General features: G+C 72.0%; 17 protein-coding genes. 9 read left to right on the forward strand and 8 right to left on the reverse strand.

Features of this window, described 5'->3' with window-relative positions; genetic code table 11:
- Positions 1 to 335: 335 nt before the first annotated feature.
- Genes DXZ73_RS09235 through DXZ73_RS09255 form a run of 5 tightly spaced genes read left to right on the forward strand, consistent with a single transcriptional unit; the run spans position 336 to position 4,688 of the window.
- A complete protein-coding gene (locus DXZ73_RS09235; protein ID WP_116210530.1) occupies positions 336 to 1,865 on the forward strand; it encodes an ATP-binding protein in 1,530 nt (509 codons plus the stop codon).
- A 25-nt stretch (positions 1,866 to 1,890) separates the two neighbouring features.
- Entirely contained in the window at positions 1,891 to 2,277 is a 387-nt protein-coding gene (locus DXZ73_RS09240) for a roadblock/LC7 domain-containing protein (protein WP_425315908.1), read from the forward strand.
- Positions 2,274 to 2,639 (forward strand): DUF742 domain-containing protein, encoded by a 366-nt coding sequence (locus DXZ73_RS09245; protein ID WP_116210532.1) that lies wholly within the window; start codon positions 2,274 to 2,276, stop codon positions 2,637 to 2,639. Before DXZ73_RS09240 ends, DXZ73_RS09245 begins: the two co-directional genes overlap by 4 nt.
- Complete coding sequence (locus DXZ73_RS09250; RefSeq protein ID WP_116210533.1) at positions 2,620 to 3,258, forward strand: GTP-binding protein; 639 nt, start codon at positions 2,620 to 2,622, stop codon at positions 3,256 to 3,258. Before DXZ73_RS09245 ends, DXZ73_RS09250 begins: the two co-directional genes overlap by 20 nt.
- Positions 3,259 to 3,296: 38 nt before the next feature.
- The gene (locus DXZ73_RS09255) at positions 3,297 to 4,688 is read left to right on the forward strand and encodes a cytochrome P450 (protein ID WP_240351277.1); all 1,392 of its coding nucleotides are present in this window, start codon (positions 3,297 to 3,299) and stop codon (positions 4,686 to 4,688) included.
- On the opposite strand, the gene DXZ73_RS09260 is transcribed toward DXZ73_RS09255, so the two are convergent.
- Positions 4,580 to 5,740, reverse strand: coding sequence for a terpene synthase family protein (locus DXZ73_RS09260; RefSeq protein WP_116210535.1), 1,161 nt, complete (start codon positions 5,738 to 5,740; stop codon positions 4,580 to 4,582). The two genes, DXZ73_RS09255 and DXZ73_RS09260, sit on opposite strands and share 109 nt — an antisense overlap.
- Before the next feature lie 358 nt (positions 5,741 to 6,098).
- On the opposite strand from DXZ73_RS09260, the gene lnt reads away from it, so the two are divergent.
- Positions 6,099 to 7,679: an apolipoprotein N-acyltransferase gene (gene lnt / locus DXZ73_RS09265; protein ID WP_205519138.1), complete on the forward strand. Its 1,581-nt coding sequence runs from the start codon at positions 6,099 to 6,101 to the stop codon at positions 7,677 to 7,679.
- Here the strand turns inward: lnt and DXZ73_RS38755 are convergent.
- The gene (locus tag DXZ73_RS38755; protein ID WP_205519139.1) at positions 7,662 to 8,585 is read right to left on the reverse strand and encodes a Gfo/Idh/MocA family protein; all 924 of its coding nucleotides are present in this window, start codon (positions 8,583 to 8,585) and stop codon (positions 7,662 to 7,664) included. The two genes, lnt and DXZ73_RS38755, sit on opposite strands and share 18 nt — an antisense overlap.
- Positions 8,582 to 9,793: an FAD-dependent monooxygenase gene (locus DXZ73_RS09280; protein WP_116210537.1), complete on the reverse strand. Its 1,212-nt coding sequence runs from the start codon at positions 9,791 to 9,793 to the stop codon at positions 8,582 to 8,584. Before DXZ73_RS09280 ends, DXZ73_RS38755 begins: the two co-directional genes overlap by 4 nt.
- Positions 9,794 to 9,868: 75 nt before the next feature.
- Here DXZ73_RS09280 and DXZ73_RS09285 point away from each other — a divergent pair, with 75 nt between their 5' ends.
- The 3 genes from DXZ73_RS09285 to DXZ73_RS38020 all read left to right on the forward strand — a co-directional run bounded on the left by DXZ73_RS09285 (position 9,869) and on the right by DXZ73_RS38020 (position 11,902).
- Positions 9,869 to 10,465, forward strand: a complete 597-nt coding sequence (locus tag DXZ73_RS09285; RefSeq protein WP_116210538.1) for a TetR/AcrR family transcriptional regulator — start codon at positions 9,869 to 9,871, stop codon at positions 10,463 to 10,465.
- A 41-nt stretch (positions 10,466 to 10,506) separates the two neighbouring features.
- Complete coding sequence (locus DXZ73_RS09290) at positions 10,507 to 11,022, forward strand: DinB family protein (RefSeq protein ID WP_116210539.1); 516 nt, start codon at positions 10,507 to 10,509, stop codon at positions 11,020 to 11,022.
- A 214-nt stretch (positions 11,023 to 11,236) separates the two neighbouring features.
- Positions 11,237 to 11,902 (forward strand): hypothetical protein, encoded by a 666-nt coding sequence (locus tag DXZ73_RS38020; RefSeq protein WP_162890127.1) that lies wholly within the window; start codon positions 11,237 to 11,239, stop codon positions 11,900 to 11,902.
- Between the two features lie 84 nt (positions 11,903 to 11,986).
- Here DXZ73_RS38020 and DXZ73_RS09295 read toward each other — a convergent pair whose 3' ends face one another.
- The 5 genes from DXZ73_RS09295 to DXZ73_RS09315 form a co-directional block, all read right to left on the reverse strand.
- Positions 11,987 to 12,673 carry a uracil-DNA glycosylase gene (locus DXZ73_RS09295; RefSeq protein ID WP_116210540.1) on the reverse strand — a complete coding sequence of 229 codons (687 nt, stop codon included), beginning with the start codon at positions 12,671 to 12,673 and terminating at the stop codon, positions 11,987 to 11,989.
- Between the two features lie 120 nt (positions 12,674 to 12,793).
- Positions 12,794 to 13,546, reverse strand: coding sequence for an SDR family oxidoreductase (locus tag DXZ73_RS09300; protein ID WP_116210541.1), 753 nt, complete (start codon positions 13,544 to 13,546; stop codon positions 12,794 to 12,796).
- Positions 13,547 to 13,563: 17 nt separating this feature from the next.
- Positions 13,564 to 14,325, reverse strand: a complete 762-nt coding sequence (gene fabG, locus DXZ73_RS09305; protein ID WP_116210542.1) for a 3-oxoacyl-ACP reductase FabG — start codon at positions 14,323 to 14,325, stop codon at positions 13,564 to 13,566.
- A gap of 146 nt (positions 14,326 to 14,471) precedes the next feature.
- Positions 14,472 to 14,867, reverse strand: a complete 396-nt coding sequence (locus DXZ73_RS09310) for a DUF3037 domain-containing protein (protein WP_116210543.1) — start codon at positions 14,865 to 14,867, stop codon at positions 14,472 to 14,474.
- Complete coding sequence (locus tag DXZ73_RS09315; RefSeq protein ID WP_116210544.1) at positions 14,864 to 15,688, reverse strand: HipA family kinase; 825 nt, start codon at positions 15,686 to 15,688, stop codon at positions 14,864 to 14,866. Before DXZ73_RS09315 ends, DXZ73_RS09310 begins: the two co-directional genes overlap by 4 nt.
- Positions 15,689 to 15,734 lie beyond the last annotated feature (46 nt).

The raw sequence follows: 15,734 nt of genomic DNA on the forward strand, positions 1-15,734 counted from the left end.
ACCACCCGGGAGCGTGACCTTCACGCCGGACCCGGAACCGGCCGGATCATGACGTCCGAAAATCGTCGAACTCTCATTCAGGTAATTCGGAAGCCCTTTCGGAATTTGCCGTCCAGGGCATTATGAAGGCTTTCGAATTCCCTCGTCAGTCCAATCAGCGAATATGACAACTTCACGCCGGAGCGGCGCGCGACAGGCTACGCTCCATGACGCGCAACGGGTCGTGACGACCACGGCACGCTGCGGACAAGTGCTGTGCTGCCGCCGTTCTCCGGGGTCACGGGGAGCGCTGCGCTCCGGCACCCACGCCTTCCCGAACAGTTCCGAGGATCTCGATGGTTGGTACCGGTTCGTCTGTTCAACGGCGGCCCGTCTCCGCTCTGATATGGCTGATCTCCCCCCTGGTGCTGGCGGTGTGCACGGGAACGGCGATTCTCGCCGTGACACCGGACGCCCGCGCACCGGTGGCCTGGTGCGGATCCTCTGCCACCGTGGCCGTGGCGCTGGCGGCCTCCGAGGCCGCCCGGCGGGGACGGGTGATCGCCGCGCTGCGCCGCCGGTGCACCGAGCAGGAGGCCGCACTCCGCCACCGGCTCGACCAACACGAGGCGGAGACAAGGCGGTTGGCCAAGGAGCTGCTGCCCAAGGCGATCCACCTGCTCCAGCGGGGGGAGCCGACCGAGGTCGTGCTGCGCCACACCCTCCCGGTCCACGACCTGGAGCCGGGGTACGCGTCGGCGCACCGCTCGGTGCTCAAGTCCGTCATCGAGGCGGTGCAGGCGGAGGAGGGGCTGCGCGACTCCGCGCAGCGCGCCTTCGTCAACATCGCCCGCCGGGTGCAGGCCATCGTCCACCAACAGGCCTATGACATCAGGGAGATGGAGCACAAGCACGGCAACGACCCGGACGTCTTCGGCGACCTCCTCCACCTGGACCACGGCAACGCCCTGACCGGCAGGCTCGCGGACAGCATCGCGGTGCTGGGCGGCTCCCGCCCCGGCCGCCAGTGGAAGAACGAGATCCCCCTCTACAACGTGCTGCGCGGCGCCATGTCGCGGATCCTGGAGTACCGGCGGGTCGACCTGCACTCGGTGGCGGACGTCGCCGTGGTCGGGGCCGCCGTCGAGCCCGTGATCCACGCGCTGGCCGAGCTACTGGACAACGCCACCCGCTACTCGCCCCCGCAGACCCGGGTGCACCTCACCGCCGTGGACATCCAGTCCGGCATCGCGGTGGAGATCGAGGACGCCGGTGTCGGCCTGACCGACGAGGCCCGCCGACGCACCGACCGGGTGCTCAACCGCGAGGGCGCCCTGGATCTGGACGACCTCGGCGAGGCGCCGCGGCTGGGCCTGGCGGTGGTCAGCCGGCTCGCCCGCGACTACAACTTCCTGGTGTCGCTGCGGCCCTCCGCCTACGGCGGGGTGCGCGCGGTGCTGGTCATCCCCATGGACCTGATCACCGCGAGCAAGCACCCCGGAGGCGACATCGCGCGCGCCCCCAAGCTCCCCCCCTTCAAGTCCAGGCGGCGGCCCGGCCAGAAGATCCCCGCCCCCGGCCCCGAGACGCCGCCACCGATGATGGAGCACCTCGTCCCCCCGCCGCTCGGGGACAGCGGGCTGCCGCAGCGCCGTCGGCGGCGCGGCCCCGCGCCGCTCCCCTTCGGCCGGGCGGCGGCCGCCCAGCGCGAACGGGAGCGGGAGCGGGCCGAGACCGCGCGGCCGGTCCGGCAGGACGGCCCGGAGGAGCCCCCGAAGCAGCCCGGCATGTGGCTGGGCGCCTTCACCAGAGGACTCAACGGGGAGCTCCCGGAGCCGGATGCCACCCGGCCCACCAGTGACAGCTCGTCAGACAAGGAAGAGTAGCCAAGTGACGCAGCCGCGGTTCAACATGGACTGGATGCTCAAGGACCTGGCAACCAGTGTTCCGCAGACCCGCCACGTGATCGTGCTGTCCTCGGACGGCCTGCGCATGGCCCAGCACGGCACGGATCCGGATGCCGCGGACCGCCTCGCCGCCGCCTGCGCCGGTCTGCAGAGTCTCTCGACGGCCATCGCCGCGGAATTCCCGCACGGGGACGGGCAGATGCGCCTGGTCGTCATCGAGGTCGACGGCGGTTTCTTCTATCTGATGGCCGCCGGGGCCGGGGCGTTCCTGGCGGTGCTGGCCGACGACGACGTGGACGCCGAGCTGATGGGGATGCGGATGCGGGACCTGGTGGCCCGCATCGGATCGCACCTCACCAGCCCGCCGCGGGTCAGCGGGTCGGTGACATGAGCGGCGCCGGACCCGACCCCGCGACGGCGCCAGGCAGTCCGGACCGGCTGTATATCCTCACCGGCGGTCAGGCCCGCGGGGAGAAGAAGGCGGAGCTCGACCTGGTGACGCTGATCGTGTCCCGGACGGAGACCGACCCCGGGCTCCAGCCCGAGCACGCCGCCATTGTCAGGATGTGCGACTACCCACTGTCCGTCGCCGAGATATCGGCCTATCTGGAACTGCCGGTCAGCACGCTGACCCTGCTGCTCACGGAGCTGCTGGCCGGCAGCCAGGTGGAGGCCCGGCCGCCGGTGCCGGCGGCGGCACTGCCCGACGTCCAACTTCTGGAGGCGGTGATGAATGGACTGCAAAGGCTCTGACGCCCGTGGCCCCGACATCCATGCGGGGCCACGCAGCGAGGACGTCCTGCCGGCCTCGGCCACCGCGGCCGTCAAGGTCGTCATCGTCGGCGGGTTCGGGGTCGGCAAGACGACCTTGGTGGGCGCGGTCAGCGAGATCCGGCCCCTGACCACCGAGGAGACGATGACCCAGGCCGGGGTCGGTGTGGACGACCTCGCAGGGATCGAGCACAAGACCGAGACCACCGTGGCCATGGACTTCGGCCGGATCAGCATCAACGAGCAGCTGGTGCTGTATCTGTTCGGCACCCCCGGTCAGGAGCGCTTCTGGTTCCTGTGGAACGGCCTCTTCGAGGGCGCCCTCGGCGCGGTGGTGCTGCTCGACACCCGGCGGCTGGAGGTCAGTTACGACGTGATCGGCCGCCTGGAGGAGCGCGGTGTGCCGTTCGTCGTCGGCGTCAACCGCTTCCCCGAGGCCCCCACCTACCCCATGGCACAGCTGCGGGCGGCGATGGACCTCGACGATTCCGTGCCCATGGTCGAGTGCGACGCCCGGGACCGCGCCTCCTGCCGCGACACCCTGCTCACCCTCATGCGCTATCTCTACACCCTCACGACCGTCTCCCCGGAGCCCCAGTGAACCTCCCCCCAGAACACTCCCGCGCCGACGCAGCCGTCGTGCCTCCCCCCCAGTGCCCGGCGGCCCACGGCCCGGGCGGTGTCACACGGCTGTACGGGCCGGAGGCCGAGAACAACCCCATGGGGCTGTACGAGCGGCTCCGCAAGGAGCACGGCCAGGTGGCGCCCGTCCTGCTGCACGGCGACCTCCCCGCGTGGCTGGTCCTCGGCTACCGCGAGAACCTCGACGTGGCCCGCACCCCCTCGCGGTTCTCCCGCGACTCCCGGCTCTGGCGCGAGGCCCGCGAAGGCCGCCTGACGCCCACTCACCCACTGGCGCCGATCGCCACCTGGCAGGCGGTCTGCGTCTTCGCCGACGGGCAGCAGCACGAGCGCTGGCGCGGAGCGGTCAACGACAGCATCGCCCGCTTCGACAAGCGCGGGATCCGGCGGTACGTCACCCGCTTCTCCAATGAACTGGTGGACCGCTTCTGCGCGTCGGGCCGCGCCGACCTCGTCCACCAGTTCGCCGAGCAGCTGCCGATGATGGCGATGACCCAGTTGCTCGGCATGCCGGAGGCGTACGGCCCCCGGCTGGTCAACGCCGCCCGGGACATGATCAAGGGGTCCGCGACGGCGGTCGAGAGCAACGAGTACGTCCAGGAGACGCTCCGCAAGCTCGTGGCCCGCAAACACGTCGAGCCGGGCGCCGACTTCACCAGCTGGCTGCTGGAGCACCCGGCCGGGCTCACGGACGACGAGGTGCAGCAGCATCTGCGGCTGGTGCTGATCGCGGCGTACGAGACCACGGCGAACCTCATCGCCAACACGCTGAAGATGGTGCTCACCGACGTCCGCTTCCGGGCCTCGCTCGCGGGCGGCCATATGACGCTGCCGGACGCCGTCGAGCAAGTGCTGTGGGACGAGCCGCCGTTCATCACCATCCTCGGCCGCTGGGCGACGCAGGACACCGAGCTGGCCGGGCAGCAGATCAAGGAGGGCGACGCCCTGGTGCTGGGGCTGGCCGCCGCCAACATGGACACGGTGGTCCGCCCCGACCCCGACATCCCCATCCACGGCAACCGCTCGCACCTGGCCTTCAGCGGGGGCCAGCACGAGTGCCCGGGCCAGGATGTGGGCCGGGCGATCGCGGACACGGGCATCGACGCCCTGCTCCTGCGACTGCCCGACCTCACCATGGCGGTGGAGGAGTCGGAGCTGAGGTACTCCTCCGCGCTGATGTCCCGTCATCTGCTGGAACTTCCCGCCAAGTTCACGCCTCAGCAGCCGGCGCCACCGGAGGCCGCCGAGAAGCCCGGTCCGGCGGCGCCGGACCGGGTCGCTCAGCCGGTGCAGCCGGTGGCGACCCCCGCTCCCCCGGCCCACGCCCCGACCGCGCCGGGGTCGCGGTCGTGGTGGCGGTCGCTCCGGAGCTGGCTGCGGCGCTGGTAGGACATGCCCTCCAGCTGTTCCCACCACCAGGCGATGGAGGGAATGGGCAAGGGTGCCAGGCTGTCGTCCGAGGGGGCCGACTTCCACCATCGGGCGACGGCCTTGCCGTACGGGTCGGCGTAGCGGGCGCACTCCGAGGCCCAGTCGAGATGGCCCCGGACGAAGTGGCCCAGCGCCACCAGATAGCAGCGCAGCTCCACTCCGGCCCGTGACCAGAGCTGTTCGCGTAAGCGCAGGAAGAGGGTCATGACGCGGTCGCGCATCGCCATGGCCTCTTCCTGGGCGCGGGCGGGCTCGCAGTCCCGCTCCTGGGCGAGGACGTCGATCAGGTTGAGGTTGTCACCGGCACGCTGGATCTCCTTGTTCCGTGAGTAGAAGTCGTTGTCCCAGGCCACGAGGGTCCAGGTCATCTCGGTGAGGGCCCGGACCTCGGGCCGGTCGAGGTCGTGGTCGTGGAGTTCATAGCCACCCGCGATGTCCATGAGCGCCGTGGACGGTGCCATGCCGATCGCGCGCATCCACATCGCGGCGTAGTCATTGACGGAGGGCAGTGCCCGGTCGCGGCGGCAGGCCGCCTCCCACACCAGACCGGACAGATAGGTGCGCATGCCTTCGGTCCAGCGCCGCAGCTGGCGCGGGGTCGCGTGCTCGTCGAGCTCCATACGGATGGCGCGAAGTGCCGCCGCGTGGGGCGTGTCGTCCGGCCAGTGCGGAGTGGGCGCCTCCAGCACCCGCATGATGCGCGAGGTGACATGCGCCAGACCGTGAGCCGTCGCACCCGCCTCGTCGCAGACGGCGTCGTCCAAGGAGAAGAGCACCGAGTGCAGCTTCGCGACCACGCCCAGCGGGCCGGTCTGGCCGTAGGGCATGGTCTTGGCGGTCAGCCCGCCGAAGTCGCACCTGATGAGACGCTGCCGCTGATGGGACGAGGTATCGAGCTCCCGTTCGAGCATCCAGTCCACCGAGGCGTCATCGATCTCCCGGACGCGAGGATGGACGGCCGGCGGTATCGGACAGTAGAAGGGCAGGCTCTCCAAGGGCTGCACTGCCATACGGTCTCGCACGCCTGTCACGCCGCCTCCCCAGGCCGACTCACAGCGTTCCTGTCCACTTTTGCGCGGTTACCTGCCCATGGTGGACCACGGATAACCCGCCGCACATACCCGGTCACACCTTTCCAGCGTGGGACGCAAGGTTCACAATGGACCGTTTTTGATCGAATCAAGCCAAAGGCATTTTCCAGGTGGGTAGGAACGGTTGAATATTGCACGCCGTTGTCGGGGTTTTTTCCTCAGCCGCCCGCGCTGTTCGAAGATCCCGGGGATGGCCGGAACTCGCTCACGCGTGGGACGGACGAATGATCGACGATCTCCGAGGCCCGAGGGCCGTCGGGTCACAGGGAGGCACGGGATGGCGATCACGCCGTCGGCCGAGCGGTGCGCCGCTCTTCTCACCCGCCCCTGGCCGCGCGCTGCCGCTTCGGCCCTGGTGGGCGCCCTGCCCGCGCTGACGTTCCCGGTGCCGGCGTGGTGGTGGCTTGCCTATGTGGCCCTTGTTCCATGGCTGCTGCTGATCCGCTCGGCCGCCACCGCGCGCCGGGCGGCCCTCGACGGCTGGCTCGGCGGCGCGGGCTTCCTGCTGGCCGTCCATCACTGGCTGCTACCGAGCCTCCATATCTTCATTCTGGTGCTGGCCGCACTGCTGGGGCTGCTGTGGGCCCCGTGGGGCGTGCTCGCGCATCGGCTGCTGAGTGGCTCACCTGGGGCAGGCCGGGCCGCGGCCGCTCTCTTGCTGGTGCCGTCCGGCTGGTTGATGGTCGAACTTGCCCGTTCCTGGGAGTATTTGGGAGGTCCCTGGGGGGTGTTCGGGGCGAGTCAGTGGCAGGTCGCACCCGCTTTGAAGGTCGCTTCGGTAGGCGGGATCTGGCTGGTTAGTTTCCTCCTGGTGGCGCTCAACACCGCTGTCACCCTGCTGATTTGGCCGCCCGGCGCACGTACGACCGGATCGGCCGCCGGCCTGGCGGGGGTGCTGGCGTGCGTACTGTCCGTCACCGCCGTATGGCTGTGGGCCCCTCGGCCGCGGAGCGCGGGCAGCGTACGGATCGCCGTCGTCCAACCGGGCGTGTTCTCCGGCGGCTCGGGTCCGCAGCGGCGCTTCGACCGCCAGGAGGAGCTCACCCGCCGGCTGGCCGGGCAGCGCGTCGACCTGGTGGTGTGGGGCGAGAGCAGCGTCGGCGAGGACCTGGGCCGCAGTGCCGACCTGCGGAACCGGCTGGCCGCGCTGTCCCGCGCCGTCGGCGCCGACCTGCTGGTGAACGTCGACGCGCGGCGCTCGGACCGGCCCGGCATCTTCAAGAGTTCCGTACTGGTCGGACCGGACGGGCCGACGGGCGAACGCTACGACAAAATGCGGCTGGTGCCGTTCGGGGAGTACGTACCGGCGCGCTCGCTCCTCGGCTGGGCCACCTCGGTGGGCAAGGCGGCGGGCGAGGACCGCATGCGGGGCACCCACCAGGTGGTGATGCGGGTGCCCACCCGTCAGGGGGAGCTGCGGATCGGCCCGTTGGTGTGCTTCGAGTCGGCGTTCCCCGACATGAGCCGGAAGCTGGCGGACGACGGCGCGGCCGTACTCGTCGCCCAGTCCTCGACCTCCACCTTCCAGCACAGCTGGGCCCCTGAACAGCACGCCTCCCTGGCGTCCTTCCGCGCCGCCGAGACCTGGCGCCCGATGATCCACGCGACCCTGACGGGCGTCAGCACGGCGACCGACGCGCACGGCCGGACGCTCGGCCCCCGCCTGGGCACGGACCGCAGCGCGGCGGCGGTCTATGACGTCCCGCTGGCAGGGGGCACGAGCCCGTACGTGCGCGCGGGCGACTGGACGCCGGCCGGCGCGGCGGGGTGTGTGGTGCTGTACGTCTGTTGGCGAGTGGTTCGCCGTCTCAAGCGGCGCCCTGTGTGCAAGCCCGGCCGTTCACAGCCGAGAAGCTGACGAAGAAGCCTGCTCCAGCGCGGCCAGCACGACCCGCTCGCACAGCTCGTGCGTCCGCAGCGCGTCCGTCGCGTCGAGCACCGTGCCCGCCCGCACCGCGTCCAGGAAGGCGAGCACGATCTGCTCGATCCCGCGCTGCCGCGCGACCGGCACCCAGTCGCCGCGGCGGCGGACCGTCGGCTGACCCTTGTGGTCGGTCACCTCGGCGAGGTTGCTGACCTGCCGCTTGGTGTCCTGACCGGAGACCTCCAGGATCTCCTCGGTGGAGCCGCTCAGCCGGTTCATGGTGCCGATGGCGGTGAAGCCGTCGCCCGAGAGCTGGAGCACGACGTGCTCCATGAGCCCGCCGCGGACCCTGGCCCGCACGTCGACGTGGTCGACCGTCCCGGGCACGAGGAAGCGCAGGGTGTCGACGACGTGGATGAAGTCGTCGAGGACGAGCGTGCGGGGGTCCTCGGCGAGGCCGACGCGGTTCTTCTGCATGAGGACGAGCTCGCGCGGGTGGTCGGCGCACTGGACGTACGAGGGTGCGTAGCGCCGGTTGAAGCCGACCATCAGGCTCACCCCGCGCTCCCGGGCGAGCGCCACGAGCCGCTCGCTGGTGGCGAGGTCGTACGCGAGCGGCTTGTCCACGTAGACCGGGACGCCCGCTTCGAGGAGGCGGGTGACGATCTCGGGGTGCGCGGCGGTCGCGGCGTGGACGAAGGCCGCGTCGAGGCCGGCCGCGAGGAGCGCGTCGAGGGTGGTGTGGCGCTGCTCCTTCGGGACGCGGTAGGTGTCCGCGACCCGGTGGAGCGTGGCCTCGGTGCGGGTGTGGAGGTGGAGCTCCAGCTCCGGCCGGAAGCCGAGTACGGGAAGGTACGCCTTCTCCGCGATGTCTCCGAGCCCGATGCAGCCGACCTTCACAGAGCCTCCTGGGAGCGCGATTCCGTTTGTGCAGCATACGGGTGTACGGGAGGCCGCCAGTCGGCCACCCCGTCGAGGCCGCGCAGGGCGAGGCGGGGTCCGAAGCCGTTCACGACGGTGAGGGCCGCGGTGCGCAGGGCGCAGGCGGGCGCGGAGGAGAGGGCGGTGAGACGGCCGACGCGGGCCGAGCGGCGGACGACGTCCATGGTGCGGGGCAGGCGCTGTCGGGTGTAGGCGGGCAGCGCGCGGGCGGGGTCGCCGTCGGCTTCGGCGAGGAGGTGGGCGAGGACCACGGCGTCCTCGGCGGCCTGGCAGCCGCCCTGGCCGAGGTGCGGGGTCATGGGGTGGGCGGCGTCGCCGAGCAGTGCGACCCGGCCGCGGTGGTAGGCGGGCAGCGGCGCGGCGGCGGTGTGGATGTCGTTGCGCAGGACAGCCTCCGGGTCGGCGGCGGCGAGGATGGCGGGCACGGGGTGGTGCCAGTCGCCGAAGAGGCGGCGCAGCGCGGCGAGTTCGCCGTCGGACGCGTGGCCGCCGGCGGCCGCCTTGGCCTGGGCGTAGGCGTAGACGCGCCCGTCGCGCAGCGGGACGGTGCCCCAGAGCAGGCCGCGCCCCCAGGTCTCGTGGGCGGGGAAGGGCCGGGCGGGGGGCGGGACGACCATGCGCCAGGCGGTGAGCCCGGAGTGGCGCGGGGCCGGGTGGTGGGGGAAGAGGGTGGCGCGGACGGCGGAGCGGATGCCGTCGGCGCCGACGACGAGGTCCGCCTCCAGGTCGCCGTCGGGGGCGGCGACCCTGGCGGGCCGGCCCGGGCCGCCGGCGTCGACGAGCGTCGCGGGGGCGCCGGTGCGGACGGCCCCTTCGGGGAGCCGCGAGGCGAGGAGGCCGACGAGTTCGGCGCGGTGGGCGACGACGACCGGGTCGCCGAAGCGCTCGGCGGCGGCCTCGTTGCTCGTACGGGACAGCCACCGGCCGCTCGGCAGCCGCAGCCCGCCCTCGGCCTGCCAACCGGACAGGGCCCGTACGGCGTCGCCCGCGCCGAAGGTGTCGAAGGCGCGCAGGGCGTTGGCGGCGAGGGCGATGCCCGCGCCGACGGGTTCGAGTGCCGCGGCGCGTTCGAGGACGGTGACGGTCCAGCCGCCGTGGTGCAGGGCGGCCGCGGCGGTGAGGCCGCCGATCCCGCCGCCGATGACGACCGCACGGAGCTCGCGCATGATTCCCCTCCATTACTACGGATGTAGTTATCCTGAGGCTACTACCGTTGTAGTGATGGCGATAGGTTGGGTCGCATGCCAGTCGAGAAAGCCGCCACCGGTTCCGCGCGCGCCCAGCTGATCGCCGACACCGCCCTCGCCCTGCTCGCCGAGCGGGGCATGCGCGGGCTGACCCACCGTGCCGTGGACGAGGCGGCCGGGCTGCCGCTCGGCTCGACCTCCAACCAGGCCCGGACCCGGCTCGCCCTGCTGGAGGCCGCGGTGCGGCGGCTCGCCCACCGCGAGAGCGAGGTGCTCGGCGTGCCCGGACTGCCGGGTCCGCCGGCGGGGCGCGAAGCGCTCGCCGAGGCCGTCGCGCTCGCGCTGCACCGCTCGCTGACCGGGCAGCGCGCCCTGCTGATCGCCCGGTACGAGCTGGCGCTCGAGGCGACCCGGCGGCCCGAACTGCGGCGGATCTACGACTCGGCGGGCCGTGTCTTCCGCGAGCCGCTGACACTCCTGATGGCCGCGAACGGCTCCTCCGACCCCGAACGCCACGCCCTGTCCCTCGTGGCGTGGTGCGAGGGGATGATGTTCTCCCGCGTCGCCGGTTCCTTCCACACCGAGGCCCCGGACCCCGGGCAGCTCCACGCCGGGGTCGGGGAACTGCTGCGCGGCATGCTGGACGGATAACCCGTGGCGGTGTCGTACGCCCGGGCAGAAGGATGCGCGCCATGACCACCATGGATGAACGCCCCGAACCGCCCACCGTCTCCGGCGAACGCCCGGGCCTGGAGAGCTGGCTCGACTACCACCGCGCCACTTTGGCCCTCAAGTGCGCCGGGCTGGACGACCGGCAGCTCCGCGAGGCGTCGACGCCGCCCTCGCCGCTCACCCTCATGGGGCTCGTGCGGCACATGGCCGAGGTCGAGCGCAACTGGTTCCGGCGCGTGCTCACCGGAGAGGAGTCCGCCGGGCCGATCTACTACAGCGACGAGGACCCCGACGGCGATATCCACGTCACCGGGCAGGACACCTGGGAAGAGGCGTACGCCACCTGGCAGACGGAGATCACCGCGGCGCGCGAGGCGGCGCGCGGCCGGTCCCTGGACGACCGGGTCGTCCACCCCCGCCACGGCACGGAGTTCGACCTGCGCTGGATCTACACCCACATGATCGAGGAATACGCCCGCCACAACGGCCACGCGGACCTCATCCGCGAACGGATCGACGGGGCGACGGGCGAGTGAGATCGAGCCCGTCCGGCGACTGAGGACGCGCCCGCAGGGTGCTGGGGGGCGGGGCGAAGCCCCCCACGCGGCGGAGCCGCAAATCGACACAGCCGGGAAGGGGCGGGACTGGGGAAAAGCCCGCCGCTGGGGGAGCAATGGCCCGCACCAACACGCGCACATCACCCATGCGGGGAGTTCCCAACACACCAGGCCAGGCAGCAGAGTTGACCGAATGCATCGCCTGCCCGCGGCGACCACCCTGGTGGCAGCGGCCCTCGTGGCCGCCACCGGGTGCGTGGCCGTCTCCCCGCAGACCACCGGCCACGGCCGGCCGCACTCCGTCTCCCGCCCCGCCGGACCGATCGGCCCGGGCCACGCTCGCGAGGCCCTGATCGACATCGGGCCGGACGCCTCGGGCGGACCGCCGGGCGACCCCTCACGGGATCCGACCTCCCACGCACCACCGGGTACGGCCGCGGACGGTTTGGATCCCAAGGACCCCAGGAACCCCAAGAACCCTAAGGACCCCAGGGATCCGGTCGACCCGGCACCGGCGGACCCGGCCGACCCGCGGGAGCCGACGGACCGTGCGCACCCCTCGGACTCCATGAGGAGCCCCTCGAAGAACTCCTCGCCCCCGTCGCACGACTCACGTCCGCCGGAGACATCCGGACACCCTCCGGAGCCTCCGAGCCGACCCGCGCCACCGACACACGAGGACTCCCCTCTCCCCCAACACCCGCCGCAGGCACCCCCCTCGTCCGGCCGCGCCGCCGACCCCCGGCCCGCCCCGCCGCCCCGGAGCTCCGGCGGCGTCTGCTCGCTCGGGCACACCTACGGCCACTGGGAGCAGGGAAGCGACGCCTCCCGCATCTGCGGCCAGGTGTACGGACACTGACCACCGGCGGTCCGGCGCTCACCACCCCCGGCGAGACGGCCGTGCCCTTATACCTTCGGGCACGGCCTGGTCCGAGCCCGCGGGTCAGAGGGCGAGGTCGGGGATCTGCCAGGAGATCGGCTCGTGGCCCTGGGCCGCCACCGCCTCGTCGATCTGGGTGAAGGGGCGGCTGCCGAAGAACTTCTTCGCCGACAGCGGCGAGGGGTGGGCGCCCTTGACGACGGTGTGGCGCTCCTCGTCGATCAGCGGGAGCTTCTTCTGGGCGTAGTTGCCCCAGAGCACGAAGACGGCGGGGTCCGGCCGGGAGGCCACCGCGCGGATGACCGCGTCGGTGAACTTCTCCCAGCCCTTGCCCTTGTGGGAGTTGGGCTCGCCGCCACGGACCGTGAGGACCGCGTTGAGCAGCAGGACGCCCTGCTCGGCCCAGGGCATCAGGAAGCCGTTGTCCGGCACCTCATAACCCAGCTCGTCCCGCATTTCCTTGTAGATGTTCCGCAAGGAGGGCGGGGTCTTCACACCGGGCCGGACGGAGAAGCACAGGCCGTGCCCCTGCCCGGCGCCGTGGTAGGGGTCCTGGCCGAGGATGAGGACCTTCACCCGGTCGTACGGCGTGGCCTCCAGCGCGGCGAAGACCTCGCCGCGCGGCGGGTAGACCGGCGCCTTCGCCCGCTCCTCCTCGACGAAGTCGGTGAGCTCCTTGAAATAGGGCTTCTCCAGCTCTTCGCCGAGGACTCCGCGCCAGGACTCGGGCAGCATGTCGGTGACGGTCACGCCAACAACCTCCGGGGTTCGTTCCGTTCTCACCGAAGAACTTACCGGCGACCACTGACAACGCCCGACGCGCGGCCCCCGGGGGCGGGGGCCGGACCGGCCGGAATCCCGCGCCAGGGTTCAGAACCCCGCGTTGAGGAAGATCCCTCCGTCCACGACGAGCGTCTGCCCGGTGATCCACCCGGCGGCGTCGGAGAGCAGGAACGCGGCCGCGCCCCCGATGTCCTCCGGCACGCCCAGCCGCCCGAGCGGGTAGGAGGCGACGACCTCCTCCTCGCGCCCTTCGTAGAGGGCGGCGGCGAACTTGGTCTTCACCACCGCGGGGGCGATGGAGTTGACCCGCACGCCCGGTGCCATCTCGTGCGCGAGCTGGAGCGTGAGGTTGACCATGGCGGCCTTGCTGATGCCGTACGCCCCGACGAAGGGCGAGGCGCCCAGCCCCGCGACGGAGGCGATGTTGACGATCGCCCCGCCGTTCTCCTTCTGCCACGCCTTCCAGGTCTGCTGGGCGAAGCCGAGCGCCGAGATGACGTTGGTCTCGAAGACCTTCCGGGCGACCGCGAGGTCGAGGTCGGCGATCGGGCCGAACACCGGGTTCGTACCGGCGTTGTTGACCAGATGGTCGATGCGCCCGAAGGCCTCCATGGCGCGCTCCACGGCGGCGGCCTGGTGGGCCTCGTCGTGCGCCTTGCCCGGCACGCCGAGCACCCGGTCGGCGCCGAGGGACTCGACGGCGGCCTTGAGGGCGTCCTCGTTGCGCCCGGTGATGACGACGCGGTCGCCGCGGGCGACGAGCGCCTCGGCGATGCCGTAGCCGATGCCGCGGCTGGCGCCCGTGACCAGGGCGACCTTTCCGCTGTCCTGTGTGGTCATGTGTCCGTGCTCCCCCGTCAGTTGAGCGGTCCGCCGGCCACGTACAGCACCTGGCCGGAGACGAAACCGGCCTGCTCGCCGGTGAAGAAGGCGACGGCGTTGGCGATGTCCGCGGGCTCGCCGACGCGCTGCACGGGGATCTGGCTCGCCGCCGCGGCCTTGAAGTCCTCGAAGCCCATGCCGACGCGGGCCGCGGTGGCGGCGGTCATGTCGGTGGCGATGAAGCCGGGGGCGACGGAGTTGGCGGTGACGCCGAACTTGCCGAGCTCCTTGGCGAGGGTCTTGGTGAAGCCCTGCATGCCGGCCTTGGCGGCGGCGTAGTTGGCCTGTCCGCGGTTGCCGAGTGCCGAGCTGCTGGAGAGGTTGACGATGCGGCCGAAGCCCGCGTCGACCATGTGCTTCTGGCAGGCGCGCGACATCAGGAACGCACCGCGCAGGTGCACGTTCATGACGGTGTCCCAGTCGTCGTCGCTCATCTTGAACAGCAGGTTGTCGCGGAGGACGCCGGCGTTGTTGACGAGGATCACGGGGGCGCCGAGCCCGGCCGCGACGCGGGCGACGGCCGCCTCCACCTGGGCGGAGTCGGAGACGTCGCAGCCGACGGCGAGGGCCTTGCCGCCCGCCGCCGCGATCTTGGCCACGGTGTCCGCGCAGGCCGCCTCGTCGAGGTCGAGGACGGCGACCGCGCGGCCCTCCTCGGCCAGCCGGACGGCGGTCGCCGCGCCGATGCCACGGGCCGCGCCCGTGACAACGGCTACGCGCTGCTCGGTGGTGGACATGCGGGGCTCTCCTCACCTCGGAAACGTCGACGGCGCCGAGGGGCCCCGGCGGACCGCCCTCCCGCACCGGCGGGTGAGCAACCGCTTAGTACCTTCGGCGGATCAGACGCTAGAAGCCCCGCCACCCGCTGTCAACGCCTCGTGGCTCACCTGACCAGCAGGTCGAGGAGGCGCTCCGACTCGCGCTCCGGGTCCGCGGTGAGGCCGGTGTGCACCGGTCCGGGCTGCACGACGGTGCTGCGGGGGGCGATCAGCCAGCGGAAGCGCCGCCCCGGGTCGTCACCGGCGGCCTGCCCGGCCCGTTCCCCGCCGAGGCAGACGCCCTCGACGGCGCCCAGCGCGGCCCGTACGCCCTCGACGTCGGCCGTCGGGTCCAGGGCCAGCAGCCGTGCCTCGTCCAGGTGGACGCGGGCGGCGACGAAGGACTTCGCCTGGCAGTAGACGACGACCCCGGCGTTGATCAGCTCCCCCCGCTCGACGCGGGGGACGACGCGCAGCAGCGCGTACTCGAAAACGTCACGTCCGTTGTGGCGCCCGGTCATTTCCCGGCCCTTCCGTCGAGCCTGACACGCACCCACTCCGGCGCCTGCGAGGGTTTGTCCTTGCTGCGTTCGCCGAGGGTGACGCGGTCGCCGATCGTCGCGGCGCGCTCCAGCAGCACCTCCACATAGGCGCGGCGCAGGGCGTCCGGGCCGTCGAAGCCCGGTTCGTCCGCGAGCCACTCGTCGGGCACGTCGGCGGCGACCGCAGTCAGCAGCTCCTCGGTGACCCGCGGGGCCAGGTCCGCCGTGGCGGCGGCCAGGTCCGGGCCGAAGGAGGCGAGGACGTGGTCGGAGGCGTCGTACGCCTTGCCCGCCGCGGCCGTCGCGCCCGGCCAGTTGTGGTGCCAGATCATGGTGGCGCCGTGGTCGATGAGCCACATCTCGCCGTGCCACACCAGCAGGTTGGGGTTGCGCCAGGAGCGGTCGACGTTGTTGACGAGGGCGTCGAACCAGACCACGCGCCCGGCCTCGGCCGCGTCGACCTCGAAGGCGAGCGGGTCGAAGCCGAGCGCGCCGGGCAGGAAGTCCATGGCGAGGTTGAGCCCGCCGCTGGCCTTGAGCAGCCCCTGCACCTCCTGGTCCGGCTCGCCCCGGCCGATGACGGGGTCGAGCTGGATCCGCGCCAGGTCGGGGACGCGCAGCCCGAGCGCGCGGCCGAGCTGTCCGCAGATCACCTCGGCGACCAGCGTCTTGCGGCCCTGTCCGGCGCCGGTGAACTTCATGACGTACGTGCCGAGATCGTCGGCTTCGACGATGCCGGGGAGCGAGCCACCCTCACGCAAGGGCGTGACATAGCGGGTGGCGATGACTTCGGGGAGCATTGCCCCAGGCTACTGCGGTGGTGCCCGGAATCCGGTCGCGCCCTTC

This window comes from Streptoverticillium olivoreticuli subsp. olivoreticuli (genome assembly GCF_003391135.1).
GTDB lineage: Bacteria > Actinomycetota > Actinomycetes > Streptomycetales > Streptomycetaceae > Streptomyces > Streptomyces blastmyceticus.